Source organism: Halobellus captivus, assembly GCF_003697845.1.
GTDB classification, from domain to species: domain Archaea; phylum Halobacteriota; class Halobacteria; order Halobacteriales; family Haloferacaceae; genus Halorubrum; species Halorubrum glutamatedens.
In genome coordinates this window covers 57,229-81,043 of record NZ_RDQE01000009.1, presented here as the reverse complement: position 1 = coordinate 81,043, position 23,815 = coordinate 57,229, and the positions used below count along the sequence as shown (strand labels likewise).

Below are 23,815 nucleotides of genomic sequence, written 5' to 3'. Positions count from 1 at the left end.
CCGCACGGTCCCGCACCTCACGCCTCCCCAGCCTCGTCGCTGGCGCGGAACCGCGCCAGCGACTCCCTCGCGTTCGGTTCGCGCCCTCCCGGACGCTCACCGGTCGCGCCACCGCGGAACGTGGGTTCGGATACGGGCCTCAAGGGTCTCGGTTCCGGCCGTTTCGGTGGATCACGACGCGGACGCGACGTCTACCGTCCGGACGACGGTCCGCGACAGCGGCGGGAGGTGATCGCTTCCTTCGATCGGAACCGGCAGCCGCACTCGACACAGCGGACGAACGGCTCGCCGGGGTCGGTCTCCAGCCGGTGTCCCCCGACGACGAACGGACGCGTGACTGCACGCGGGCGGATCCGGTCGGGGATCGCCGTCTCGGACGCCTCGCTGAGCGCGGCCCGGAGCGCGATGGTGTCGACGTCGACCGGGTCGAACCGCCCCGCCTCCAGGGCGGCCTCGCGGTCCGCGACCTCGGTCCAGCCGGTGACGACGACCGGCGAGTCGGTCTCGGTGTCGCCCACGACGACGACGAACCGGATCCCGCCCTCGACGAGCGCGAACCGCCAGCCGTCGGTCCGGTTCCAGCGGAGCTGCCCGCGGCGGATCGCGTCGGTGACGGTCCGCGTGGAGACGTACCTCCCGGGCTGTTCGAGTCGCTTCCGGAAGTGGTCCGTGAGCGCGTACAAACCCGGGTCCCGGAGCGGAGGGTCCTCCGGCGATCGGGCGACCGCGCGTCGAGGGCTCCGCGGCTCCGGCGGGAGGGAGCCGGCCGTCGTCGCCCGCCGGCTCCGACCCGGCGGCGCGGTCGTGGACGCGGTGCGACGCTCCGTCGATCCGGGACGGGGTGTCTCGGCGCCCCCCGGCCCGCCCTGTCGGGATGCCACTGGGTGTGGATATAGAGCGGGTTCTTATGATTGTTACGGCGACACACGGTCCCGTCGTGGGGATCGAAGCGGACCGCCGGTCCTCGTTCGTCCGGAACCGCTCACTCGTGGCCGGAGACGCGGACCGGCTCGTAGGGCTCCTCCAGCCACTCCACGTCGGAGTCCGAGAGGTCGACGTCGAGCGCCTCGACCGCGTCCTCGAGGTGTTCGACGCTCGAGGTTCCCACGATCGGCGCGTCGACGACGTCCTTCTCCAGTACCCACGCGAGCGCGATCTGTGCCATCTCCATCCCCTTCTCGTCCGCGAGTTCCTCGACGCGGGCGTTGATCTCCTCGCCGCCGCCCTCGCGGTACGGTCGGCCGACGTCCGTCTCGTGTTCCCCGCGCGTGGTCGCGTCGTCCGCCTCGTAGGGACGCGTCAGGTAGCCCGCGCCGACCGGGCTCCAGGGCATCACGCCGATCCCCTCCCGATCGCAGAGCGGGAGCATCTCGCGTTCCTCCTCGCGGTACGCGAGGTTGTAGAGGTTCTGCATGGTGGCGAACCGCTCGTATCCTTCGCGGTCGCTGGTGTGGAGCGCCTCGGCGAACTGGTGGGCCCACATCGACGACGCCCCGACGTGGCGGACCTGCCCGCGACGGACCGCGTCGTCGAGGGCGGCGAGCGTCTCCTCGATCGGGGTGTCGTAGTCCCAGCGATGGATCTGGTAGAGGTCGACCGTCTCCATCCCGAGCCGATCGAGGCTGTGCTCGAGCTCCTGTTCTATCGCCTTCCGGGAGAGCCCGCCGGAGTTCGGGTTCGACTCGTCCATCTCGCCGTACACCTTGGTGGCGACGACCTGACGGTCCCGGTCGTACTCGCCGAGCACGTCCCCGAGGACCTCCTCGCTCTCTCCGTTCGAATAGACGTTCGCGGTGTCGAAGAAGGTGATCCCGAGGTCGAGCGCGCGCTCGATCAGCTCCCGTCCCTCCCCGGGATCGAGCATCCAGTCGTGTCCGCTCCCGAAGCTCATACAGCCGAGGCAGAGCCGGCTCACGGTCGTTCCCGTGCTCCCGAGCGTCGTGTACTCCATACGTTCGGTCTCCACGCCCGAGGGATAAGTCCCGTGGCGGGCCGGCGATCCGGGAACCGGGACGCGTCGGGACCGTTCCCCTCGCCGTCGAGTCGGCGGCCGCCGGCTCGTCGCGGCGCACCCTTTATACGACCGGCTGCGTTACCGTCGCGTATGCCCCAGTGTGAAATGTGTGGTGCCGAGCAGGCCTCGCTGACGACGACGAAGGTCGAAGGCGCCGAGTTGGAGCTGTGTAGCTCCTGTACGGACTTCGGCACGGAGGTCCGCGAGGAGCCGAGCAGTTCGGCCGGGAGCAAGTACTCGACGAGCTCCAGTTCGGGGACCCCCTCGTCGTCCTCCTCGTCCTCCGGATCCGGCGGTTCGTCGGGCGGTTCGCAGCGGCCTCGCGACATGTTCGACGACATGGAGGAGATCGCCACCGACTACGACGACCGGATCCGGAAGGCGCGGGAGTCGAAGGGACTGAGTCAGGAGGAGCTCGCCGACGACCTCAACGAGAAGGCGAGCCTGATCCGGAAGCTCGAGCGCGGCGACACGCTTCCCACCGACGAGATCCAGCGGAAACTCGAGCGCGCGCTCGACGTCTCGCTCGTCGAGGGCGAGGAGGTCGACGCCGACTGGGAGTCGAACGACGCGGGCACGATGACGCTCGGCGACGTGGTCAAACGGAAGGACTGAGCGCTTACTCGAGCGGCGTCCCGCGGTTCCGCATCGTGCTCCCGCACTCGGGACAGGTTCCCGGATTCGTCCCGTCGACGACGTTCCCGCAATCGAAACACTCGTAGGCGGCCTCTCTACCGACTCCTTGGGTCACGTCTCTCATTGTGATACGCGAGCACCGTTCGGTCCGGATGCTCTACCGGACGGTAGCGGCGGAAGCCACGAGTAGCGTGCGGTTCAATGTTCAACCCGATCTCGTTTGGGTAGTTGGATATTGAACCTACAGGGGCCCTTAGGCCGACTCGACGACGTCGGCGTTCCGGTCCTCGAAGAGCGCGGAGAACAGTTTTCGCTGGACTGCACGGGCGTGCTGGTAGAACGCGGACGAGGAGACGTCGAGCGTCTCGGCGATCTCCTCGCCGGAGCGCTCCCGCGGCGACTCGAAGAACCCGGCGTAGTACGCGGTCTGGATCACCTCGAGCTGTCGGTCGGTCAGCTCGCCGAGGAACCGCGAGTGGAGGTCGTCCTCGGCCGTGCGATCCCGGGTCCGCTTCGAGACGAGCCGGGTCCCCTCGAAGGTCTGCTCCAGAAGTCGGCCGATCCGCGAGACGTCGACGCCCTCGGGAACGTCGACGACGACGCTCGTCGACGACGGCGTGGCGGACGCGCTGTGAAACACGACCCCGTGGTCGGCCAGCTCCTGTGCGAGGAAGGGTCGCGAGAGCCGCAACCGCAACACGCCCCCCGCCTCCGTCGCGTTGATCTCCCGGACGGACTCCACCACGAGGAGCTCCCGTGCGACCGCCGCAACCGTCTCGACTGCCGCCCCGTCCACGTCGACGAAGACGTAGCTACCCTTCTCCGTCTGACGTGCGCCGCCCTGATAGGCCACCGTACACGAGGCGTCACGCGCCAGCCGCGAGAGGAGGAACGACGGGTCGTCGACGGCGAACTCGACGCGCGTCGTCGACGTCGTCACCAGCGCGTTCTTCCGCTCGATCGCGCCCATCGCGGAGGCGATCGTCTCGCCGAGCTCGGTGAAGACCTCCCGGACCATTCCGGAGAAGGCCTCCCGCTCCCCGGCGTAGACGGTGAGCACGCCGTACGTCAGTTCGTTATAGACGAGCGGCACGCTGATCGCGGAGAGGTAGTCCCGCGAGACCGCGGCCTTGCGCCACTCCTCCTCGCGGAGTCCGCCCGGGACGTTCCCGATCACGGTCACCTCGCCCGTCGCCGCGGTCCGCCCGGCGGGTTCGCCGTCGTCGTCGGCCACCGGGACGGACTGCTCGTCGAGGTATCCCCGCCCAGTGCCGGCCCACGCACGCGGGGTGAGACTCCCGCCGGCGGCCTCCGCCGACCCGATCCACGCGAACCGGAACCGGTCGTCGCCGGTCAACAGCTCACAGACCGCGTGTTCGATCTCCTCGCGGGTCTCCGCGCGAACGAGCGCGCCGTCGACCTCCCGGATCGTCTCGTTGATGCGGTTCAACGCCGTGAGCCGATCGTTTCGTCGCTGCAGCTCCCGATCCTGTTCGCGGAGCCGCTCCTCCCGATCGATGCGGTCGAACGCGGCCTCGGCGGTCGCCGCGAGCAGGTCGGCGAGCTCCCGCGTCACTTCGTCGAACGCGCCGACCGCGGCCGTCCCGGCGACGAACACGCCGTTCTCCCCGAGCGGGATGAACGCGGCACTTCGGAGGTCCGTCGACCGGTCCGCGAGCCGATCGTCGGCGTGGACGTCGTCGAGGAACAGCCGCTCGTTCTCGACGAACGCGTGCCCCACGAGCGTCTCCCCGTCCGCATCGACCGGCGATGGCGGTCCGTGGACCTCCCGCATCCCGTCGGAGTACGCGATCGGACGGAGCACGTTGGCGTCGGGATCGAACCGGTACACCGCCCCCGCGTCGAGGCCGAGCACGTCCGGGGCGTCCGCCGTGACGCGCCGGGCGATCTCCGCGTCGGTTCCGGCGTACAGGAACTCGCGTGCCGTCTCCTGGAGGGTTGCGAGCGCCCGTTCACGCTGTTTGCGCTTGGTGATGTCACGACAGCTGTACAGCAGGGTCCCGTCGTGGATGGACACCTCCCGGACGTTGACCAGGAGCGTGTGCTCGCGTCCCGCCTCGTCTTTCACCGTACACTCGATGTTCTTCAACACGCCCTCCGCGGCGAGGGCCTCCCGGTCGAAGAGGTCCTCGCCCAGGAGGTCGTCGATGGTCCCGAGTTCGCGTATCTCCTCGGCGGTATATCCGAAGATGAAGTGGACGTTGGGACAGACGTAGGTGTACTCGCCGTCCTCGTCGGTGATGAGGACCGTGTCGGTCATGTTGTTGAGCGTGACCCGATGGAGCTCCTCGGACCGGCGGAGGTCGCGCTCCACGTCGGCGTGGTCCGTGACGTCGACCCCCTCGACGACGACGGAGATCAACTCGCCGCGGTCGTCCGTGACCGGACGCGCGGACAGTTCGATCACGGCTCGGTCGTCGCCGTCGGGCTCGTGGATGACGACGGCGCGACCGAAACCGCCGTCGAGCGCGGTCTCGACCACCCCCCTCACGTCCTCCCGGACGTGATCGGCGTCCGCCCAGCGCGGAAGGTCCCAGAGGGGTTCGGCGGCGGTTTCGGCCGCCTCGCCCGGACCGTCGGCGGCGGCCGTTCCCGACGTGATGCGGGCGCGCGACAACTCGCGAGCGGTCCCGTTCATCCGATCGACCGATCCGTCGGCGTCGAGCACCCACGTCGCGGTCCGCGCGTCGTGGAATATCGCGTCGAACTGCCTGGCGCGGTCGTGTCGGGCGCGCTCGCGTCGCGCAGTCTCGAGCGCGCTCCCGATCCGATCGAGAAGTTTCGGAACCGGGTCGTCGTCGAGATCGAGGCGGACGTAGTCGCTGACGCCGGCGGCGACGGCGTCGCTCGCGACCGCCTCGCTTCCGTACGCGGTCGCCAGAACCACGGGAAGCGTCGAGTCGCGGTCCCGGATCGAACGGACCAGGTCGGCCCCGGAGCTCTCGGGCAGTCGGTTCGTGGTGACGACGGCGTCGGGCCACCGAGTTCGGATCGCTTCGAGCGCGCGTGCGCCCGTCGAAACCGTCCGCACCGTCGCTTCGAGCTCCGTCTCCAACGCGTCCGCGAACGGCTCCGTCCACGTCGCGTCCCCGACCAAAAGCAGCCGCGAGCGGGGAGCCGCGCTCGACTCGAGGATCATTGTCCACCCTTGAACGTCGGTACGGTTCAAGACACCGCCCATCGCCGCGAGGGATCCGACGACCGGAGTGACGGGTTCAGGCCGTTGCGTCGTCTTCGTCCCGCGGTTCGGACCCCCAGTACCGGTCCGTCAGGTAGTCGATGACCCGATCGACCGTGTCGGGATCGTAGCTCCAGAAGCCGTAGAACCGGCCCGGTTCGCGCTCCTCGGCGAGCAGCACGCACTTCGCGCCGTCGAAGCTGCCGCCGTCGTAGGCGACGAACCACGTCTCGCGGATCTCCGCTGTGCGGCCGATGTGAACCTCGTACTGGTCGGTTTCCGGCGCGTTGCCCTCGGCGGCCGCGTACGCGTGAACGTCGAGACGGTCCCTTCCGCCGAGGCGGTCGTACGTGTTCGACTCGCCGGTCAGGACGTCGAGGGTCTGGAACCCCGCGTGGAGCTCCCCGTCGCCGACGCGCCAGGCACGGTCCTCGATCTCGCGGGAGGCGGCGACCATGTCCGCATGCGAGTAGGAGGTGAAGAGCGTCTCGTCGAGGTGATCGAGGATCGGCCGGCCGACCCGTCGGGGGGTGGCGTCGTCGTCGTCGCGAGGTCCGTCATCAACGGGATCGTCGTCGGGAGCGTCGTCGCCGGCGGGAAGGAGCTCGCCGATCGCGGTCGCGGTCACGAACTCGCCGCCGCGCTCGAGCACGGCGTACCCCGTCGGACCCTCCGCCGGCCGCTCCGCGACCACCCGGAGGTTGCGGTCGGCGAAGTGCTCCGCGAGCGTCTCGGCGACGGTCGGGTCCGGATCGAACACCGTCAGCGTGGCTTCGCGGGCCTCCACCCCGGAGATGATCTCGATGAGCGACATGCGATATCGGACCCGTCGAAACGCGGGTTCGTGTGTCGGTCTCCCCCGCGGGTTAATAGTGTTACTCCGGGAGGCCGCACCGACCACGAAACTCCACGGACCACGAAGGTATTTGCGGCCCCGCCCGTTACCGCGAGTATGTTCATCCTGGTGAACCTCAAGGCGTATCCCTGTGATCCGATCGAGGTCGCGACCGCGGCTCGCGACGTCGCCGAGGCGTCCGGCGCGCGGATCGGCGTCGCCCCGCAGGCGGCCGACCTCGCTCGCGTCGCGGAGACGGGCGTGGAGACGTGGGCCCAGCACGTCTCGCCGAACGCGCACGGCTCCCACACCGGCTCGACGCTGGCGGAGGCGGTCGCCGACAACGGAGCCGAGGGGACGCTCATCAACCACTCGGAGAACCGGCTCAAGCTCGCCGACGTCGACGGCTCGGTCCGGGCGGCAGAGCGGGCCGACCTGGAGACGGTCGTCTGTGCGAACAACCCGGCGCAGATCGGCGCGGCCGCGGCGCTCTCTCCCGACGCGGTCGCCGTCGAGCCTCCGGAGCTCATCGGCGGCGACGTCTCCGTCGCGACGGCCGACCCCGGGATCGTCGAGGACGCGGTCGCGGCGGCCGAGGACGTCGACCCCGCGGTCGACGTGTTCTGCGGGGCCGGCGTCTCCACCGGCGACGACGTGGACGCCGCGGGCGACCTCGGCGCGTCCGGCGTCCTCCTCGCGTCCGGCGTCGCCAAGGCCGACGACCCGGCGGCGGTGCTCGAGGACCTCGTCTCCGGGATCTGAAACCTCGGGCCCGCGCGTTCGGGACCTGGACCTTCGGAGTCCGAGCGTTCGGGACGTTCCGGCCGCGTTTCTCGGATGGGCTTGCGGGTCAGTATAAAGACATCGATGTGAGTGGATAACACGATCGAGGAAACCGCACGACGGAGACGGGATCGGATCGATCCCGATATCGGGGCGTCTAGTAACCTTTAACCGACACAAGCCGGTATTTGTGGGCAAGATGGCGACCAACAAGATCCTGGGTATCGACCTCGGTACCACCAACTCCGCCTTCGCGGTGATGGAGGGCGACGAGCCCGAGATCATCGCGAACGCGGAGGGCGACCGGACGACGCCGTCCGTCGTCGCCTTCTCCGACGACGGCGAGCGGCTCGTCGGGAAGCCGGCGAAGAACCAGGCCGTCCAGAACCCCGACCGGACGATCCAGTCGATCAAACGGCACATGGGCGAGGAGGACTACACGGTCGAGATCGGGGACGACGAGTACAGCCCCGAGCAGATCTCGGCGATGATCCTCCAGAAGATCAAACGCGACGCCGAGGAGTACCTCGGCGACGACGTCGAGAAGGCCGTGATCACGGTCCCCGCCTACTTCAACGACAAGCAGCGCCAGGCGACGAAGGACGCCGGCGAGATCGCCGGCTTCGACGTCGAGCGCATCGTCAACGAGCCGACCGCCGCCTCCATGGCGTACGGGCTCGACGACGAGTCGGACCAGACCGTCCTCGTGTACGACCTCGGGGGCGGCACGTTCGACGTGTCGGTGCTGGACCTGGGCGGCGGCGTCTACGAGGTCGTCGCCACGAACGGGGACAACGACCTCGGCGGCGACGACTGGGACGAGGCGCTCATCGACCACATCGCCGAGGAGTTCGAGAACGACCACGGGATCGACCTACGCGGCGACCGGCAGGCGCTCCAGCGGCTGAAGGACGCCGCCGAGGAGGCGAAGATCGAGCTGTCGAACAAGAAGGAGACCACGGTCAATCTCCCCTTCATCACCGCGACCGACAGCGGCCCGGTCCACCTCGAACAGTCCGTCACGCGCGCGACCTTCGAGAACCTCACCTCCGACCTCCTCGAGCGCACCGTCGATCCGACCGAGCAGGCCCTCTCCGACGCCGGCTACGACAAGGGCGACATCGACGAGGTCATCCTCGTCGGCGGCTCCACCCGGATGCCGCAGGTCCAGTCGAAGGTCGAGGAGCTCGTCGGCCAGGAGCCGAAGAAGAACGTCAACCCCGACGAGGCGGTCGCGCTCGGCGCGGCGGTCCAGGGTGGCGTGCTCTCCGGCGACGTCGACGACATCGTGCTGCTGGACGTGACCCCGCTCTCGCTCGGGATCGAGGTGAAGGGCGGCCTCTTCGAGCGGCTCATCGAGAAGAACACCACGATCCCCACCGAGGAGTCGAAGGTGTTCACCACGGCCGCGGACAACCAGACCTCCGTCAACGTCCGCGTCTTCCAGGGCGAACGCGAGATCGCCGACGAGAACGAGCTTCTCGGCGCCTTCCAGCTGTCGGGCATCCCGCCGGCGCCCGCGGGGACCCCGCAGATCGAGGTCTCCTTCAACATCGACGAGAACGGCATCGTCAACGTCGAGGCCGAGGACCAGGGCTCGGGCAACGCCGAGTCGATCACCATCGAGGGCGGCGTCGGCCTCTCCGACGAGGAGATCGAGGAGATGCAGGAGGAAGCCGAGAAACACGCCGAGGAGGACGAGGCCCGTCGCGAGCGCATCGAGGCCCGAAACGAGGCCGAGACGTCGATCCAGCGCGCGGAGACGCTCCTCGAGGAGAACGAGGAGAACGTCGACGACGACCTCGTCGCCGACATCGAGGCGGCGATCGAGGACGTCGAGGAGACGCTGGAGGACGAGGACGCCGAGACCGAGGAGATCGAGGAGGTCACCGAGGCGCTCTCCGAACAGCTTCAGGAGATCGGCAAGCAGATGTACCAGGAACAGCAGGCCGCACAGGCCGGTCCGGGCGGCGCGGGGGGCGCCGGCCCCGGCGGCATGGGCGGCATGGGCGGTGCCGGTCCGGGCGGCATGGGCGGTGCGGGCCCCGGCGCCGCCGGCGCGAACGGTACGGGGGACGACGAGGAGTACGTCGACGCCGACTTCGAGGACGTCGACGACGAGGACGACGAGGAGTAACTCGGCGTTCCGCCCTCGGCCACGCCGCTTAACACGACCCAGCTACGACCACTCCAACAACGTAACGCATGAGCGAGAACTTCTACGACGTCTTGGGTGTCTCCCGGGACGCCGGCGAGGACGAGATCAAGAAGGCGTACCGGAAGAAGGCCGCGAAACACCACCCCGACGTCAGCGACGACGACGACGCCGAGGAGCGGTTCAAGCGGATACAGAAGGCCAAGGAGGTGCTCACGGACGAAGGGAAGCGCCAGCAGTACGACCAGCTCGGCCACGAGCGGTTCACCGAGGCGGACAAACGCGGCGCGACCGGCGGCGGAGCCGGCCCCGGCGGCGCGGGCGGTCCGTTCGGCGGCGCCGGCGGCGCCGGCGGCTTCGAGGACATCTTCAACCAGTTCTTCGGCGGTGGCGGGGGTTCGGGCGGCCGCGGCGGTCGCCGCGACGACCGGCCGCGCCAGGGCAGCGACCTCCGGACGGGCCTCACGGTCGACCTCGAGGAGGCGTTCGAGGGGACCGAAAAGCAGTTCACGATCACGCGCCCGACGCGGTGTGACACCTGCGGCGGCGACGGACACCCGCCGGACGCCGACGTGAGCACGTGTTCGCAGTGTAACGGCCAGGGGCAGGTCCGGCAGGTCCAGCAGACGCCGCTCGGGCGCGTCCAGCAGACCTCCACCTGCCCGCGGTGTGAGGGAACGGGTGAGGTGTACAGCGAGGACTGTGCCGACTGCGGCGGCGACGGGGTCGTCCGCGAGGAGGCCACGCTCACCGTCGAGGTGCCGGCGGGCATCCAGTCGGGTCAGAGCCTCCGGATGGAACGCGAGGGCGCGCCCGGCGAGAACGGCGGTCCGAACGGCGACCTCCTGATCGAGGTCGACGTCGACGTCGGCGACCGGTTCGAGCGCGACGGCGACGACCTCCGCGTCAACGAGGCGGTCTCGTTCCCGCAGGCGGTCTTCGGCGACACGGTCGACGTGGAGACGGTCGACGGCACCGTCGAGATGGACGTGCCCGCGGGTACCCAGAGCGGCGAGACGTTCCGGCTGAAGGGGAAGGGAATGCCCCACCTCCGGCGTCGCGGACGCGGGGACCTCTACGTCCAGGTGGCCGTCGTCGTCCCCGAGTCGCTCAACGAGGAGCAGCGCGAGGCGCTGGAGGCGTTCGCGGAGGCCGGCGGCGAGGACATCGACGTCGGCGGCGGCTTCTTCGAGAAGCTGAAGAGCTCGTTCTGAGGGGTTGCGATCGCGGGACCGAGCCGCGACCTGCGACGGCGACCCCGATTCCGAGGGTAGCTTTTTCGGGATGGCGACCCCATCGTACGGTATGGGCTACGACGAAGTCAGCTACACGGCCGTCGAACCGAAAGCGCCCGGCATGTACTTCCTGCGCGAGGCGCTCGACTGTGCCGAACTCGGCGTCACCGTCGTCGAGGGCGACGCCGACTGGGACGGCATGGAACACGACCACGCCGAGGACGGCCAGGAGGAGGTGTACGTCCTCCTCGAGGGCGAGGCGACGATGGAGGTCGACGACGAGTCCGTCGCGCTCGCCGCCGGCGACGCGGTCCGCGTCGACCCCGAGTCGAGCCGCACGCTCTCGTTCGAGGCGGACGGCTCCCGGATGGTGGTGGCGGGCGCGCCCTGACGTGGTGACGCTCGACGTCGTCGGCGACCTGCTCGTGCGCGACCGGCGGAGCCGCGATCCCGCGCTCGTCACGGCGGACGGCCGCGAACGAACCGCTCACGATCTGATCACCAACGCGTACAAGGCGGCGAACGTGCTTCGCTATCTCGGCGCGCGCGAGGGGTCGACGGTCGCGGTCGACCCGACGCCGGGACTTCACACCACGCTGGCGTTCCTCGGTGCGGCGGGCCTCGGCGCGGCGGTCCGGTTCGATCCGGCTGCGGGTGTCGACGCCGGCGACCGGGTCGTGGTGGCCCCCGTCGCGGCCGAGCCGACGGTCGACCCGCCGCCCGGAACGAACCTCGCCGTCTTCGACGGGCCGCCCGAGCGTCCCGAGACGACGCACTGGGAGCAGGAGCTCTGGAGCGAGAACCCCGCGATGCCGCCGTCGACGGTCTCGCCGGACGACCCCGTCGTCCGCGGCGATCACGGGACCGTCTCGCACGGTCGGCTCGTCGACGCAGCGGAGGCCGCGGCCGCGGACCACGGGATCGACGCCGGCACGCGGGTCGTCGTCCGGACGACGTTCGCGGACCCGCGGGCGCTCGCGGCGGGCGTGATCGCGCCGCTCGCCCGCGGGGGCGTGGTCGTCCTCGGGGACCGAGTGGAGGAAACGGGGACGGGCGCGCGGCCGGGATCGGGCCCGGAGCCGGGATCGAAACCTCGCGGGGACCTGGCCGTCGTCGACGACGTGGACGCGGAGCCGCCCGAAGCCGCCCGGGTCGACGTGACGTCGCTGCCGGCGCTCGACGGCTGAAACGGAAGGGAAGAGGAACAGCGAGGATCTCGACCGACTACGACCGATAGGAACCGCCGTCCCGATCCGTCCCGCGCGGTCGGCCGCCGCGGTCGACGGGAGAGAGCTCCTCGGACGGGAGCGGGAGGGACCCGTGCCGAAGGGTTCCGATCAGTTCGGTCCGGTCTCCGTCGAGGCCGACCCGGAGGGTCGGCGCGAGTGTTCCGCCGAACCGGCGGCGCTGCTCGCTCTCGGGGAGGTCCGCGATCCCGTCGAGGCTCTCGCCGACGTACTCGTAGTAGTTGAAGAAACTGACCACGAGCACCTCGTCGCCGTGGTCGTAGACGGTCCAGGAGTACGACTGGAACGGCGCGTTCGCGGGGTTGGTCGCCACCATGCCGTGCCCGTTCAGCGGCCGGTACTCGCCGCGGAGGTCGTCGGCGACGAAGCCGTACAGCGCGTCGTAGCCGACGATACCCGGCGCGAACGTGTGCTGGTGGCTCGAGACGAACAGGTAGTAGGTGCCGTCGCGGACGACGAGATGGGGGCGCTCCAGCTCCTGGTTGACGCAGACGGCGTCGAGAAGCGGCGGCTCCAGCTCCCACTCGGTCGGATCGCCGGTCGGCGAGCGCGCGATCCCGACGCTTCCGTTGAACGACGCGGCCTCGGCGTCGCCCCCACAGGGAGCCGCCCCCTCCGGTATCGGGGTGTTCGCCTCGAAGAGGAGGTACGTCTCGCCGCTCTCGGGGTCCTCGAAGAACCACGGGTCGCGGAACGTGTAGGTCATGCCCCGCGACTGGTCCTCGCGTTCGTAGTACTCGCCGTCGGGCTCCAGGAGGACCTCGTGGTCCCACTCGCCTCCGATCCGGAGTCCGTCGTCGTCGACGCTGACCGTTCCGCTGGTCGCGCCCGCGATCCGCTGGGTGTACGCGAGTTCGCCCTCGTCGCGCTCGCCCGCGGCGGTGTAGAAGGCGTAGACGTCACCGTCGTCGTACGTCGTGGAGCCGGCCCACTGTCGGGACCCGAGCGCGTCGCCGGAGAAGAGCGGGCCGCCGTGGCTCCACGACTCGCCGTCCGGCGAGGTGAAGTAGTGGATCGACGCCACGTCGTGACGCTTGCCCGGAAGCAGGTCGTCGGTCGCCGTGAGTGCACAGACGACGCGGTAGCCGTCGATCTCAGCGAGGCTCCCGTCGCGGTTCCGCATCGGCCACGTGTCCCAGACGTGGAACCCCTCGAATCGATCCGTCTCCGGCGGGTAGATGATCGGCGCGACGGCGTCGTCGGAGCGCTCGATCCGGCCGGCGGCCTCCCGCGTCCAGGCGGCGCGGCCGTCACGGTCGTCGCGGTCGTCGCGGTCGTTCGCCATACCGGCCGTTCGACGGTCGGATAAAAAACGGTTACTACACCCGTTAAAAATCGGCTGGGCGGGACGGGCTCGACACGCGCTCGCGCCGGATCCCAAGACCCTAATCGATGCCGACGGTCGGTCACGTATGGTCGACACTCATCCCGCACAGCGCGTCGGCGTCCTCGCCGACTCACAGAACCTCTATCACTCCGCACAGAGTCGATACTCCCGGAACATCGACTACTCGGCGCTGCTCGAGGAGGCGGTCCGCGACCGGTCTCTGGTCCGGGCCATCGCCTACGTGATCCGTGCGGACTCGCCGGAGGAGGAGAGCTTCTTCGAGGCGTTACGCGACATCGGTTTCGAGGCCAAGATCAAGGACATCAAGACGTTCGCCGACGGCTCGAAGAAGGCCGACTGGGACGTGGGGATGAGCCTCGACGCGGTGACGCTCGCGAACCACGTCGACACCGTGGTGTTGTGTACCGGCGACGGCGACTTCGCCAGGCTCTGTTCGCACCTCAGACACGAGGGCGTCCGCGTGGAAGCGATCGGCCTCGGCAGCTCCACGGCCGACGAACTCGTCGCCGCCGTCGACGACTTCGTCGACATCGACGAGCACGAGGACCGCTTCCTGCTGTAGCGTCGTCGGACCGCCGTGAGCCGCGTCGCCGGAAAACCTTTATCGACGACGGTTCAGCGTCGGATCGATGCCCTCCGACGAGAGCGACACGAACTACTCCGTCTTCGGTGACGACCCGACTGACGACGAATCAGCGGACGGCAGCCCCGCTGATGACGGTCCCACGGACGACAACTCGACCGACGACGGACCCGGACCCGGCCGCGCGGAGTACGACGACGGGAACCGCGCCTGGAACGAGAGCCGTGCGGACGCCGACCCGGAGACCCTCGGATCCGACGGCGACGCCGGCTGTCCGAAGTGCGGCGGCGAGGAGACGGAGACCGACGAGATCGCGACGAGCGGGACCGGTCTCACGAAGCTGTTCGACGTCCAGAACCGCCGGTTCGTCGTCGTCTCGTGTGCGAACTGCGGCTACTCGGAGCTGTACAAGGGCCAGTCGACCGGCGACGCGATCGACTTCTTCATCGGATAGCTCGCGGCGACCCGCGGCCGTCCGACCCGGCCGATCCGTCCCTCACGCCGGCGTCTCACCCGAGCACGCGATCGAGGACGCTCGCGACCGTCGCGGCCGCGGCCTCGACCTCGCGGACCCTGACGTACTCGCGTTCGGCGTGGGCCACCGCGCCGGCGTCGTCCGCGAGGTCACCCGGCCCGAAGACGACCGTGGGAGCCGGCGCGAAGTACGACGCCTCCGTGGCCGCGCCGAACGGGCGGACCTCGCCGCCGCGGCTCCCCGGGAGCCCCACGGTCGCGGTCCGCGCCGCCGTCGCGACGAGATGGACGAACTCGTGGTCCGGATCGGTCGAGAACGCCTCGAAGAACGGGGACTCGCGGTCGGTGAGGGAGACGTCGACGTCGACGTTCGCCGCGCTCCCGTCCGTCGCGCCGACCGCCGTTCGGACCGCGTCCGCGAGGCCGCTGCGGAACCCTTCCGCGGTCTCCGGCGGGACGCTCCGCCGGTCGACCGTGATCGCGCAGTCGGCGGGCACCTGGTTCGTCGCCCCGCCGCCCTCGACGACGGTCGGCGTGAGCTTCGGCGCGCCGAGTTGCGGGTGGTCCTCCGCGTCCTCGTCGAACCGACGGATGGCGGCGAGCGCACCCTCGGCGGCCGCGACCGCGTTCGCGCCGGCGAACTCGGCGGCGTGTGCCGCCTCGCCCGAGAGCTCGACGCGTCCCTGGAACCGTCCCTTCGCGGCCGTACAGACGTCGAGACCCGTGGGCTCGCCGACGAGGTACAGGTCGCCGTCGAGGCGGTCCTCGCCTCCCGAAAGCTTCCCGGAAAGCGCCGCGGCCCCGAGAGAGAGCGTCTCCTCGTCGGGCGTCACCGCCAGCGTGAGCCGACCTCGATCCGGATCGGCCGCGAGGAACCCGTACAGGAGCGCCGCCAGCGGTCCCTTGGCGTCACACGCCCCGCGACCCCGGATCACGTCGGTCCCGTCCGTTTCCGCGTCGTTCGCGGTTCTCTCGTCGTCCGCCGTCGTCCCGGCCTCCGGACCGGTCGCGGCCCGATCACGTTCGAACGCGACGTGTGGTGTGACGGTGTCGATGTGGGTGTTCGCGACGACGTGCGGGCCGTTTTCGGGGTTCGGGGAGGCCTTCTCGGCGACGACGCAGCCGGCCTCGTCGACGGCGACGTCGACGCCGAACCCCTCGAGCGTCTCCACGAGCAGTCGACGCATCTCCGCGACGTCCTCGTGTGAGGGGGTCGAGACGGCCGCCTCGAGGAACCCGATCGGGTCGAAGCCGCTCCCAGCGAGGTCGTCGCCGGGGTCGGCGGCGTCGGTCATCGCGGATCGGCCGCGACCCGTCCCGAGAACTCGCGGGCGACCGGACCGGTCAGCGTCGCGTGGTCGTCGTCCGGGACCGTAATGCGCAACTCGCCGCCCGGCGGCCGGGTCACCGCCGTGTCGCCGTCGATCAGGCCCAACCGGCGGGCGACCGCGACGACGGCGACCGCTCCGGTGCCGCACGAGCGCGTCTCACCCTCGACGCCGCGCTCGAAGGTGCGCTGATCGATGACGGCCGGGTGATCGTCTCCCTCCGCGTCGCCGGCGACCGTCCCCTCGTCGACGACCGCGGCCAGGTTCACGTTCGCGCCCTGCGGGAAGACGTCCGCGTGTCTGACCGGCGGCGCGACCGTGTCGATGTCGACCGCGTCGATCCCGTCGGGGGCGTCGCGTCCACCCTCGAGGAACGCCACGGCGTGTGGAACGCCGGTGTCGACGGCGGTGACGGTGAGTCCCTCGATCTCCTCCTCGACGAGCGGCTCGTCGCGGTCGACGGGCATCGCGGCCGGGTCGAATCGCGGCGTCCCCATCTCGATGGTCGCCGAAGCGGAGTCGGGACTCACGGTCGCCCGGCGGGTCCCCGCCTGCGTGTCGATCATGAACTCGTGCTCGCCGGTTCGGTCGTGCGCCCAGCGGGCGACGACGCGCGCCCCGTTGCCGCACATGGCGGCCGTCGAGCCGTCCGGCTGGACGAGCGTCATCACGACGCGGGTCGGCCGATAGCGCTCGCCGATCTCCAGGAAGAGGACGCCGTCGGCGCCGCGACGGCCGGCGTGGTCGTCGCTCGAGTCCTTCGAATCGGTCCGGCCGTCCGTCCTCGAGCCGCTCTCATCGACCGTGTCGGCCGAGATCCCCGTCTCGCGGTCGCAGTACGCCCGGGCGAACGCCGCCCGGTCGCCGACGCCCTCGGCGGCGTCGACCACGAGGAAGTCGTTGCCCGTGCCGTGGTACTTCTCGACCGGAACGGCGTGGGTGCTCATCGCTCCACCTCCGCCGACTCCCGCTCGACCGTCGTGAGGTCCGCGAGCCGCTCGCGCCGCCGGACGACGGTCGCCTCCCCGTCCGCCAGCGCGACCTCCGCGGGCCGCGGCCGCGAGTTGTACTGGTTCGCCATCTCGTATCCGTACGCGCCCGCGATCCCGACCGCGAGGAGGTCCCCGCGGGCCGGCCGCGCGCTCGCGCGGTTCGTACAGAAGGTATCGCCGGTCTCACAGATAGGTCCTGCGACGGTGACGGCGGTCTCCTCCCGATCCGCCGGGGCCGGCTCGCCGTCGGCCCCGCCGAGGTTCCGGATCGGGTGGTAGGCGTCGTACATCGCGGGACGGAGGAGGTCCGTCATCCCGGCGTCGACGCCGACGACGGTCCCTCCCGGCGTCGGCTTCACCGTGTTCACCCGCGTCAGGAGGACGCCCGCGTCGGCGACGACGTACCGGCCGGGCTCGATCGCGAGCGCGAGCCCCGGGAGGTCGCCGACCGCGTCCCGCGTCGCCTCCGCGACGGCGGGCAGGTCGAGCGGTTCGTCGTCCTCGTGGTACGGGACGCCGAAGCCGCCGCCGACGTCGACGTACTCGAGATCGAGGGGATCCGATTCCCGTGCGCTCGCGTCGCCGTCCGACTCCGCGTCGATCAGCTCCCGCGCGAGCTCTCCCATCCGCGAGACGAGCTCCCGGTGGCTGTCGAGCTGGTCGGGGTCGATCCCGGAGCCAGCGTGCGCGTGGATCCCGACCACGTCGAACCGCCCGGCCGCCTCGCGGGCGATTCGCGCGGCCCGGTCGTAGGGGACGCCGAACTTCGGGGCCGCGCCGGTCCGGACCTTCTCGTGGTGGCCCGCGCCGACGCCGGGGTTCACCCGGAGACAGAGCCGGCCGTCGTAGCCCCGCTCGGCCAGCCGGTCGAGCGTGTCGACCGCGCCGGCCGTTATCGTGAGGTCCGGCTCCCGGTCCGCGACGTCGACGACGTGGTCGAGGTCGCGGGCGGGCGGGTTGACCGCGGTGTAGTGGAGCCGATCGCCGCCGAAGCCGGCCGCGAGCGCGCGGTCGAGTTCGCCGGCGGAGGCACATTCGGCGTCGAGTCCCGCCTCGCGAACGGTCTCCAACACCGCGCGGCCGGTGTGTGCCTTGACCGCGTACCGCACGTCCGCGTCGGGGAACGCGGCGAGCAGGCGCTCGCAGTTCTCGCGAACCCGATCGAGGTCCTGGACGTACAGCGGCGTGTCGTGCTCGGCGGCGAGTTCGTGGAGTCGGTCGGCGTCCCAGTCGTCCGTGCGTCGGACGACGGGATCCGCACTCGAACCGTCGCCACCGGGGGCGCTCGCGTCGGATCCGTCCGGCGTCCTCGCCGTCATTCCCGGAGCGCCCCCTCGCGCCGGGTCGCCTCGAGCGTCTCCTCCTCGACGTGGGTGGCGACGACCGCGGGCTTGTAGGCGCCGCCCTCGAAGAGGTCGTGGTCGCCGACGGACGATTCCACCATCCGCGTGAACGCCCGCCGCTCACCGGGGAGGTGGCCGTATATCACTTCCTCCTCGACGAGGTCGTAGACGGGGATCCGCGGCGTGAGGAGCGTGTTCTCGCCGACGATCGAGCCCTCGCCGACGCGGAACCCGCTCGTGACCCGACAGCCCGCCCCGAGCGAGACGCCGTCCTCGATCACGACGGGCGCGTCCTCGATCGGCTCCAGCACGCCGCCGATCAGGGTGTTCGCGCCGAGTTTCACGTCCGCGCCGATCTGCGCGCAGGAGCCGACCGTGTCACAGGAGTCGACGAGCGTCCCGTCGCCGACGTACGCGCCCATGTTGAGGAACGACGGGCTCATCAGGATACAGTCGCTCCCGAGGTAGGCCCCGCGGCGGAGCACGGTCCCGTCCGGGGTGTTCCGGGTGCCGCGTTCCGCGAGGTCGTCGGTGTTCCGCAGCGGCAACACGTCGTAGTAGGTCACGCCGCCGTACTCGCGTGGCTCGGTCTCTCGCAGCCCGAAGTTGAGCAGGATCCCCCGTTTGACCCACTCGTTCGCCTCCCAACTCGTCACGTCGTCGCCGGTCTTCTCGGCGGCGCGTACCTCGCCGGCCTCCAGCGCCGCGAGGAAGTCGTCGAGGACCGCCACGTCGTCGGCGGTCGTCTCCGCGGCCGAGAGCCCGCCCTCGTATCGTCGCCAGAGGTCGGACACGTCGGATTCGAGCGTCATTGTTCCCCCTGATGCCGACCGACGGTATTTATTCGTCGATGTGTGTTCACGGATGACTCACCCGCTCGTTCGCTCGCTCCCGATCGAGCCCGTCGGTCGCTCATGCTCGGTCCGCCCCTCAGTCGGCCGATCACGCTCCGTCCCCCTTTCCGCCGAGGACGTCGTCGAAGTCGTACCAGCCGGGGTCGCGACCGGCCAGCCACGTCGCGGCGTCGAGCGCCCCCTCCGCGAACACGCCGCGGTCGCCGGCGCGGTGCGTGAGCGCGAGCGTCTCGCGGTTGCCCGCGAGCAACACCTCGTGTTCGCCGGTCACGTCGCCGGCGCGTCTCGCGTGGACGCCGATCTCGTCGGGCTCGCGGGGCGCGTCGTCCTCGCGGCCGTGAACTCGACGGTCGAGGTCCTCGCGAACCCCCTCCACGTCGGCGAGGAGCGTCTTCGCCGTTCCCGACGGAGCGTCCCGCTTCCCGTGGTGATGGGTCTCGGTCAGCTCCACGTCATATCCCGGGACGGCCGCGACCGCCTCGCGGACCGCCCGGCGGAGCGCGGCGACCCCCCGGGCGAAGTTCGACGCCTTCAGCAGGGGGACGGTCTCGCTCGCGGCCCGGAGCCGCGCCGTCCCCCCGGAGTCGAAACCGGTCGTCCCGGTGACGACCGCCACGCCGGCGTCCGCGGCGGTCTCGGCGTAGTCGGCGGCCGACGCCGGTCCCGTGAAGTCGACGAGCACGTCGGGATCGGTTTCGGCGAGCAGGTCGGCGAGCCGTGTCGCGTCCGCGACGTCGACGCCCGCGACCGAGTCCGTGGCGGTGCGGTTGACCGCGACCGCGACCGTCACGCCCTCCCGGGCCGTCGCGGCCTCGATGACCTCCCGGCCCATTCGGCCGCCCGCACCCGTGACCGCGATCCGGAGGTCGGCGTCGGTCATTCGGTCCCTCCCTCCGTCGCCGTCGGCGTCCCCTCCTCGTACTCCGCGAGCAGCTCCCGGAGGTCCTCACGGCGCTCCTCGGAGAGTCGGGTGAGCGGCGACCGGACGTGCGGGCCGCCGCGGCCGCGGACGTGCATCGCCTCCGTCACCGGGATCGGGTTGGTCTCGGCGAACAGCGCGCGGACCAGCGGCGCGAGCTCGTGGTGGAGCTCCCGCGCGCGGTCGTAGTCGCCCGAGAGCGCCGAGCCGACCATCGCACACGCACGCTCCGGCTCGACGTTCGCGACGACGCTTATCGTGCCCGTCCCGCCGACCGAGAGCGTCGGGAGCGTGAGCCCGTCGTCGCCCGAGAGCACGGAGAACTCCTCCTCGCGGGTCCGCTCGATTATCTCGCTGATCCGGTTCAGGTCGCCCGAGGCGGCCTTGTATCCCTGAACGTTGGGATGGCTCGCGAGCTCGACCGCGACGTCGACGGGGATCGACTGCCCCGTCCGCGAGGGGACGTTGTAGACGATCTGCGGGAGGTCCACTTCGTCGGCGATCGCCCGGTAGTGTTCGAGGAAGCCCTCGGGCTCCGGCTTGTTGTAGTACGGCGAGATGAGGAGGAGCCCGTCCGCGCCCGCCTCCGCGGCCCGGCGGGAGAGCGAGAGCGCCTCGGCGGTGTTGTTCGAGCCCGTGCCCGCGATCACGGGCACGTCGTCGACGGCGTCGCGAACGGTCTCGACCACCTCGATGTGCTCGTCGTGGGTCATCGTCGCGGACTCCCCCGTGGAGCCGGCGGGGACCACCCCGTCGACGCCCGCCCGCTCGAGGTGGCGGGCGTTCTCGGCGAGCCGGTCGTGGTCGATCCCGTTCTCGTCGGTGAACGGGGTCGTCATCGCGGGGTAGACCCCCTCGAACGGTTCGTCGGTCGGTACTCGGTCGGTGCCGTCATCGGTCGTGTAGGGCGTCGTTGTCGTCGTAGTGTTCGTCATCGGTGTCGTGGTGTGGCGTCGGTCGCGTCGTTGCTGACGGTCGTTTGCTGACGGGTCGTTGCGGATCGTCGTTACGGACGGTTCATCGGAACGAACGCGTTCGTCGCGGAACGGTCGCGCGCGGGTCGGGGGTCGTCCGGGACGGGGTCGCCACTCCCGCCTGTGGACGCGTCACGCGCGTTTCTTCGAGAAGGGCCGCGTCGCTGCCGGCGATCGCGAGCCGAGCGGCGACGCGGTTCGAGTCACGTTCCCTCGTACATCGATGAGCCGCTTATAGGTTTTGTCTCCGACGGAATCTGCCGCCCCGCCGGGGTCCGCGGGTTCGTCGACGGGGGCGGGCGACGACGAGGATCGTGCGACGTCGGCAGAACGGTTTTTACTACCAGCGTGGTAATCCTGCGTCATGACCGCGATCGAGCCCCGGCTCGGGTTCCTCATCGAGGGATCGACGGACGGGGGAGGGGCGGATACGGGGAAATCGGGACACGGAGCGGCGAGCGGGGAGCCGCCGGAAGGGACCGAGGCGTCGGCCGCGCTCGCGTTCGCCCGCGACGTGGTGGGGGAGGTGGAGACGGTGACGCTCGCAGCGGTCGCCGCCGGCGACGTCGACCTCGACCGGTTCGACGCGCTCTGGTGGCACGCGTACGATCCCGTGAGCGACCCCGCGACCGTCGCCGACTGTGCGGAGCCGATCCGGGCGTTCCTCGCCGACGGCGGCGGGATCTTCTGCTCCGCGCGGGCGCTCGCGCAGGTGAGCGCGCTCGGGATCGACCCCGTTCCGCCGGACGCGACGGGGACCGAGGAGGTGACCGACCCGGTCGGCCCGCTGTGGCACCCGCTGTACGACGGCCACCCCGCCGTCGACGGTCTCGACGGGCTCCGCCACCACATCCGTCCCGCGGGGTCGACCGCACCGTACGCCCGGTACGAGGACGTGCTCCCGGAGCGCGCGGACGTGCTGGCGTCGACGTACCGCGGCGTCGAGGACGTTCCCCGGGAGGTGACCGTGCTTCAGTGGCGGATCGGATCGGGGACCGCCATCGGCGTCGGCGTCGGGATGGAGTTCGCCCAGCACGACGACGAGACGACGGAGGCGACCCGCGAGCGCTTCGCGGCCGACGTGATCCGGTGGCTGGCCGGTGCCAACGAGTACGACACCGCGCTCGCGACCGGCCGCCCCAAGAGCGGTCGCGAGTTCGAACGCTACCGCGACGCGCTCTCGGGAGACCGGGACCGCCCGTCCTACCACGTCACCGCGCCGGTCAACTGGCTCAACGACCCGAACGGAATGCTCCATCACGACGGAACCTACCACCTCTTCTATCAGTACAACCCCGCCGGTCCGTATCACCACTCGGTTCACTGGGGCCACGCCGCCAGCGAGGACCTCGTCCACTGGGAGGACCGTCCGGTGGCGATGTCCCCCGAACCGGGCGGACCCGACCGCGACGGCTGCTGGTCCGGGTGTGCGGTCGCCGTGGACGTGGTCGAGGGGTCGGACGGCGAGACGGATCGAGTCGTCCCCGCCGGCGACGTCGACGATGCCGGCGATGCCGGCGATGCCGTCACCGCGACCGACGTCCCCGTCGCCGAGGCCGACGCCGACGCGGTCCACGCGCTCTACACCGGCGGGCGGGACGGGTGGCAGCGCCCGTGTCTCGCGACCGCGACCGACGCCGATCTGACGGGGTTCGAGACCGCCGAGACGAACCCGGTCGTCCGGTCGCCGCCGCCCGAACTGGACCTGTCGTCGACGCCCGGCGAGCCGGCGCACTTCCGGGACCACTGCCTGTGGTACGAGGACGACCGCTGGCACCAGCTGATCGGCGCGGGGCTCCAGGACCGCGGCGGCGCGGCGGTGTTGTACACCAGCCGCGACCTCCGCGAGTGGACCTACGAGGGACCCGCCCTCGTGACCGAGGAGGCGGACTCCGGCGTCGTCTGGGAGTGTCCGGAGCTGTTGCGGTTTCCCGAGGCCGACCTGCTCCACGTCTCCGACTACGAGGACGTGCGGTACTTCGTCGGGGCGTTCGACGCCGACGACGGTCGGTTCCGCGTCGACGACGAGGGAGTCCTCGATCCCGGCGCGTTCTACGCGCCGCAGTCGCTCTCGACGCCCGACGGCCGGACGATAACCGTCGGCTGGCTCCGCGAGGAACGGTCGGCCGCGAGCCAGTGGGACGCCGGCTGGTCGGGCGCGATGAGCCTTCCGCGCGAGATCGAGGTCGTCGACGGCGAACTCCGACAGCGACCCGCCCGCGAGGTCGACCGCCTCCGCGGGCCCCGGCTGATCGACGGGACGCGGACCGCGGGGTCGACGCCCCACCGACTCGACGCGACCGGCGAGGCGTTCGAGGTCCGCGCTCGCCTCGACCCGGGCGACGGAGTCGTCGCGCTCCGGGTCCGCGAGTCACCCGACGGCACGGAGCGGACGACGGTCCGGATCGGCGGCGACCGCGCCGTCGTCGACCGCTCGGAGAGCAGCCTCGACCGCGACGCGCGGGACTCGGCGGTCGGCGTGTGCGTCGACGACCTGGAGCGCCCCCTCGACGTCCGCGTCTTCGTCGACGCCTCCGTCCTCGAACTGTTCGTGAACGGGCGTCGAGCGCTCGCGACCCGGATCTATCCGACGCGCCACGACGCAACGGGGATCTCGCTTTCGACCGTTCCGAGCGGGACGGTGGACACTGACGACGCCAGTGACGAGAACGAGGTCGGCAGGGCCGACGCCGATTCATCGGGAGACTGCGTCGGATCCCGGAACCGCGTCGAGGTCGACCTCTCCGTGTGGCGAATGAAGAACGCGTGGCCGATCGGCGTCGACGAGCCCCGACGAGTCGACCCCGAGTAAGTCACGGGGGTGAACCGATTCCGACCGGCTCCTCGGTCGGGGCGTGGGTCCGGACGCCCGCCGGCATCCTCGGGCCCCGTCGAC

21 protein-coding genes are annotated in these 23,815 nt (G+C 70.7%); 9 read left to right on the top strand and 12 right to left on the bottom strand.

What is annotated here, in order from left to right:
- Positions 1 to 191 precede the first annotated feature (191 nt).
- Positions 192 to 881, bottom strand: coding sequence for a hypothetical protein (locus tag EAO78_RS11535; protein ID WP_122105991.1), 690 nt, complete (start codon positions 879 to 881; stop codon positions 192 to 194).
- 101 nt (positions 882 to 982) lie between these two features.
- Positions 983 to 1,951 (bottom strand): aldo/keto reductase, encoded by a 969-nt coding sequence (locus EAO78_RS11530; protein ID WP_122105990.1) that lies wholly within the window; start codon positions 1,949 to 1,951, stop codon positions 983 to 985.
- Between the two features lie 153 nt (positions 1,952 to 2,104).
- On the opposite strand from EAO78_RS11530, the gene EAO78_RS11525 reads away from it, so the two are divergent.
- The gene (locus EAO78_RS11525; RefSeq protein WP_122105989.1) at positions 2,105 to 2,629 is read left to right on the top strand and encodes a multiprotein bridging factor aMBF1; all 525 of its coding nucleotides are present in this window, start codon (positions 2,105 to 2,107) and stop codon (positions 2,627 to 2,629) included.
- 4 nt (positions 2,630 to 2,633) lie between these two features.
- Here the strand turns inward: EAO78_RS11525 and EAO78_RS11520 are convergent, their stop codons facing one another.
- From EAO78_RS11520 to EAO78_RS11510, 3 genes are all read right to left on the bottom strand, one after another.
- Entirely contained in the window at positions 2,634 to 2,774 is a 141-nt protein-coding gene (locus EAO78_RS11520; RefSeq protein ID WP_122105988.1) for a rubrerythrin-like domain-containing protein, read from the bottom strand.
- 129 nt (positions 2,775 to 2,903) lie between these two features.
- Complete coding sequence (locus EAO78_RS11515; protein ID WP_122105987.1) at positions 2,904 to 5,810, bottom strand: bacterio-opsin activator domain-containing protein; 2,907 nt, start codon at positions 5,808 to 5,810, stop codon at positions 2,904 to 2,906.
- A gap of 76 nt (positions 5,811 to 5,886) precedes the next feature.
- Positions 5,887 to 6,663, bottom strand: a complete 777-nt coding sequence (locus EAO78_RS11510; protein ID WP_122105986.1) for a DICT sensory domain-containing protein — start codon at positions 6,661 to 6,663, stop codon at positions 5,887 to 5,889.
- Between the two features lie 138 nt (positions 6,664 to 6,801).
- Between EAO78_RS11510 and tpiA the strand changes: the two genes are divergently transcribed.
- The 5 genes from tpiA (at position 6,802) to EAO78_RS11485 (ending at position 12,044) form a co-directional block, all read left to right on the top strand.
- The gene (gene tpiA / locus EAO78_RS11505; RefSeq protein WP_122105985.1) at positions 6,802 to 7,446 is read left to right on the top strand and encodes a triose-phosphate isomerase; all 645 of its coding nucleotides are present in this window, start codon (positions 6,802 to 6,804) and stop codon (positions 7,444 to 7,446) included.
- A gap of 220 nt (positions 7,447 to 7,666) precedes the next feature.
- Positions 7,667 to 9,604, top strand: a complete 1,938-nt coding sequence (gene dnaK, locus EAO78_RS11500; protein WP_203227872.1) for a molecular chaperone DnaK — start codon at positions 7,667 to 7,669, stop codon at positions 9,602 to 9,604.
- 68 nt (positions 9,605 to 9,672) lie between these two features.
- Entirely contained in the window at positions 9,673 to 10,836 is a 1,164-nt protein-coding gene (gene dnaJ / locus EAO78_RS11495) for a molecular chaperone DnaJ (protein WP_122105983.1), read from the top strand.
- Positions 10,837 to 10,927: 91 nt separating this feature from the next.
- Positions 10,928 to 11,248 carry a cupin domain-containing protein gene (locus tag EAO78_RS11490; RefSeq protein WP_122105982.1) on the top strand — a complete coding sequence of 107 codons (321 nt, stop codon included), beginning with the start codon at positions 10,928 to 10,930 and terminating at the stop codon, positions 11,246 to 11,248.
- A gap of 1 nt (position 11,249) precedes the next feature.
- Positions 11,250 to 12,044, top strand: coding sequence for an acyl-CoA synthetase family protein (locus EAO78_RS11485; RefSeq protein ID WP_238987679.1), 795 nt, complete (start codon positions 11,250 to 11,252; stop codon positions 12,042 to 12,044).
- Positions 12,045 to 12,081: 37 nt separating this feature from the next.
- Here the strand turns inward: EAO78_RS11485 and EAO78_RS11480 are convergent, their stop codons facing one another.
- Positions 12,082 to 13,389, bottom strand: a complete 1,308-nt coding sequence (locus tag EAO78_RS11480) for a glycoside hydrolase family 68 protein (RefSeq protein WP_122105981.1) — start codon at positions 13,387 to 13,389, stop codon at positions 12,082 to 12,084.
- A gap of 127 nt (positions 13,390 to 13,516) precedes the next feature.
- On the opposite strand from EAO78_RS11480, the gene EAO78_RS11475 reads away from it, so the two are divergent.
- Both EAO78_RS11475 and EAO78_RS11470 read left to right on the top strand, forming a co-directional pair.
- On the top strand, positions 13,517 to 14,014 hold the full coding sequence (locus EAO78_RS11475) for a LabA-like NYN domain-containing protein (protein ID WP_122105980.1): 498 nt from the start codon (positions 13,517 to 13,519) through the stop codon (positions 14,012 to 14,014).
- Positions 14,015 to 14,081: 67 nt separating this feature from the next.
- On the top strand, positions 14,082 to 14,489 hold the full coding sequence (locus tag EAO78_RS11470; RefSeq protein ID WP_122105979.1) for a zinc ribbon domain-containing protein: 408 nt from the start codon (positions 14,082 to 14,084) through the stop codon (positions 14,487 to 14,489).
- Between the two features lie 55 nt (positions 14,490 to 14,544).
- Here EAO78_RS11470 and EAO78_RS11465 read toward each other — a convergent pair whose 3' ends face one another.
- The 6 genes from EAO78_RS11465 to dapA form a co-directional block, all read right to left on the bottom strand.
- The gene (locus EAO78_RS11465; protein WP_122105978.1) at positions 14,545 to 15,804 is read right to left on the bottom strand and encodes a M20/M25/M40 family metallo-hydrolase; all 1,260 of its coding nucleotides are present in this window, start codon (positions 15,802 to 15,804) and stop codon (positions 14,545 to 14,547) included.
- The gene (dapF, locus tag EAO78_RS11460) at positions 15,801 to 16,784 is read right to left on the bottom strand and encodes a diaminopimelate epimerase (RefSeq protein WP_122105977.1); all 984 of its coding nucleotides are present in this window, start codon (positions 16,782 to 16,784) and stop codon (positions 15,801 to 15,803) included. The genes EAO78_RS11465 and dapF overlap by 4 nt, the downstream gene beginning before the upstream one ends.
- Entirely contained in the window at positions 16,781 to 18,148 is a 1,368-nt protein-coding gene (gene lysA / locus EAO78_RS11455; RefSeq protein WP_122105976.1) for a diaminopimelate decarboxylase, read from the bottom strand. The genes dapF and lysA overlap by 4 nt, the downstream gene beginning before the upstream one ends.
- Positions 18,145 to 18,984, bottom strand: coding sequence for a 2,3,4,5-tetrahydropyridine-2,6-dicarboxylate N-succinyltransferase (locus EAO78_RS11450; protein ID WP_122105975.1), 840 nt, complete (start codon positions 18,982 to 18,984; stop codon positions 18,145 to 18,147). The genes lysA and EAO78_RS11450 overlap by 4 nt, the downstream gene beginning before the upstream one ends.
- Before the next feature lie 130 nt (positions 18,985 to 19,114).
- Positions 19,115 to 19,906, bottom strand: a complete 792-nt coding sequence (dapB, locus tag EAO78_RS11445) for a 4-hydroxy-tetrahydrodipicolinate reductase (RefSeq protein WP_122105974.1) — start codon at positions 19,904 to 19,906, stop codon at positions 19,115 to 19,117.
- A complete protein-coding gene (gene dapA, locus EAO78_RS11440) occupies positions 19,903 to 20,880 on the bottom strand; it encodes a 4-hydroxy-tetrahydrodipicolinate synthase (RefSeq protein ID WP_122105973.1) in 978 nt (325 codons plus the stop codon). Before dapA ends, dapB begins: the two co-directional genes overlap by 4 nt.
- Before the next feature lie 403 nt (positions 20,881 to 21,283).
- Between dapA and EAO78_RS11435 the strand changes: the two genes are divergently transcribed.
- Positions 21,284 to 23,731: a GH32 C-terminal domain-containing protein gene (locus tag EAO78_RS11435; RefSeq protein WP_122105972.1), complete on the top strand. Its 2,448-nt coding sequence runs from the start codon at positions 21,284 to 21,286 to the stop codon at positions 23,729 to 23,731.
- Positions 23,732 to 23,815: the final 84 nt, after the last annotated feature.

Bases quoted from the DNA above. Each gene is read 5' to 3' on its own strand.
- dnaJ (WP_122105983.1), top strand. From the start codon at position 9,673: ATGAGCGAGAACTTCTACGACGTCTTGGGTGTCTCCCGGGACGCCGGC.
- EAO78_RS11515 (WP_122105987.1), bottom strand. From the start codon at position 5,810: ATGATCCTCGAGTCGAGCGCGGCTCCCCGCTCGCGGCTGCTTTTGGTC.
- EAO78_RS11435 (WP_122105972.1), top strand. From the start codon at position 21,284: ATGACCGCGATCGAGCCCCGGCTCGGGTTCCTCATCGAGGGATCGACG.
- dapA (WP_122105973.1), bottom strand. From the start codon at position 20,880: ATGACGAACACTACGACGACAACGACGCCCTACACGACCGATGACGGC.
- EAO78_RS11520 (WP_122105988.1), bottom strand. From the start codon at position 2,774: ATGAGAGACGTGACCCAAGGAGTCGGTAGAGAGGCCGCCTACGAGTGT.
- lysA (WP_122105976.1), bottom strand. From the start codon at position 18,148: ATGACGGCGAGGACGCCGGACGGATCCGACGCGAGCGCCCCCGGTGGC.
- tpiA (WP_122105985.1), top strand. From the start codon at position 6,802: ATGTTCATCCTGGTGAACCTCAAGGCGTATCCCTGTGATCCGATCGAG.
- dapB (WP_122105974.1), bottom strand. From the start codon at position 19,906: ATGACCGACGCCGACCTCCGGATCGCGGTCACGGGTGCGGGCGGCCGA.
- dapF (WP_122105977.1), bottom strand. From the start codon at position 16,784: ATGAGCACCCACGCCGTTCCGGTCGAGAAGTACCACGGCACGGGCAAC.
- EAO78_RS11470 (WP_122105979.1), top strand. From the start codon at position 14,082: ATGCCCTCCGACGAGAGCGACACGAACTACTCCGTCTTCGGTGACGAC.
- EAO78_RS11450 (WP_122105975.1), bottom strand. From the start codon at position 18,984: ATGACGCTCGAATCCGACGTGTCCGACCTCTGGCGACGATACGAGGGC.
- EAO78_RS11480 (WP_122105981.1), bottom strand. From the start codon at position 13,389: ATGGCGAACGACCGCGACGACCGCGACGACCGTGACGGCCGCGCCGCC.
- EAO78_RS11490 (WP_122105982.1), top strand. From the start codon at position 10,928: ATGGGCTACGACGAAGTCAGCTACACGGCCGTCGAACCGAAAGCGCCC.
- dnaK (WP_203227872.1), top strand. From the start codon at position 7,667: ATGGCGACCAACAAGATCCTGGGTATCGACCTCGGTACCACCAACTCC.
- EAO78_RS11475 (WP_122105980.1), top strand. From the start codon at position 13,517: ATGGTCGACACTCATCCCGCACAGCGCGTCGGCGTCCTCGCCGACTCA.
- EAO78_RS11530 (WP_122105990.1), bottom strand. From the start codon at position 1,951: ATGGAGTACACGACGCTCGGGAGCACGGGAACGACCGTGAGCCGGCTC.
- EAO78_RS11510 (WP_122105986.1), bottom strand. From the start codon at position 6,663: ATGTCGCTCATCGAGATCATCTCCGGGGTGGAGGCCCGCGAAGCCACG.
- EAO78_RS11525 (WP_122105989.1), top strand. From the start codon at position 2,105: ATGCCCCAGTGTGAAATGTGTGGTGCCGAGCAGGCCTCGCTGACGACG.
- EAO78_RS11465 (WP_122105978.1), bottom strand. From the start codon at position 15,804: ATGACCGACGCCGCCGACCCCGGCGACGACCTCGCTGGGAGCGGCTTC.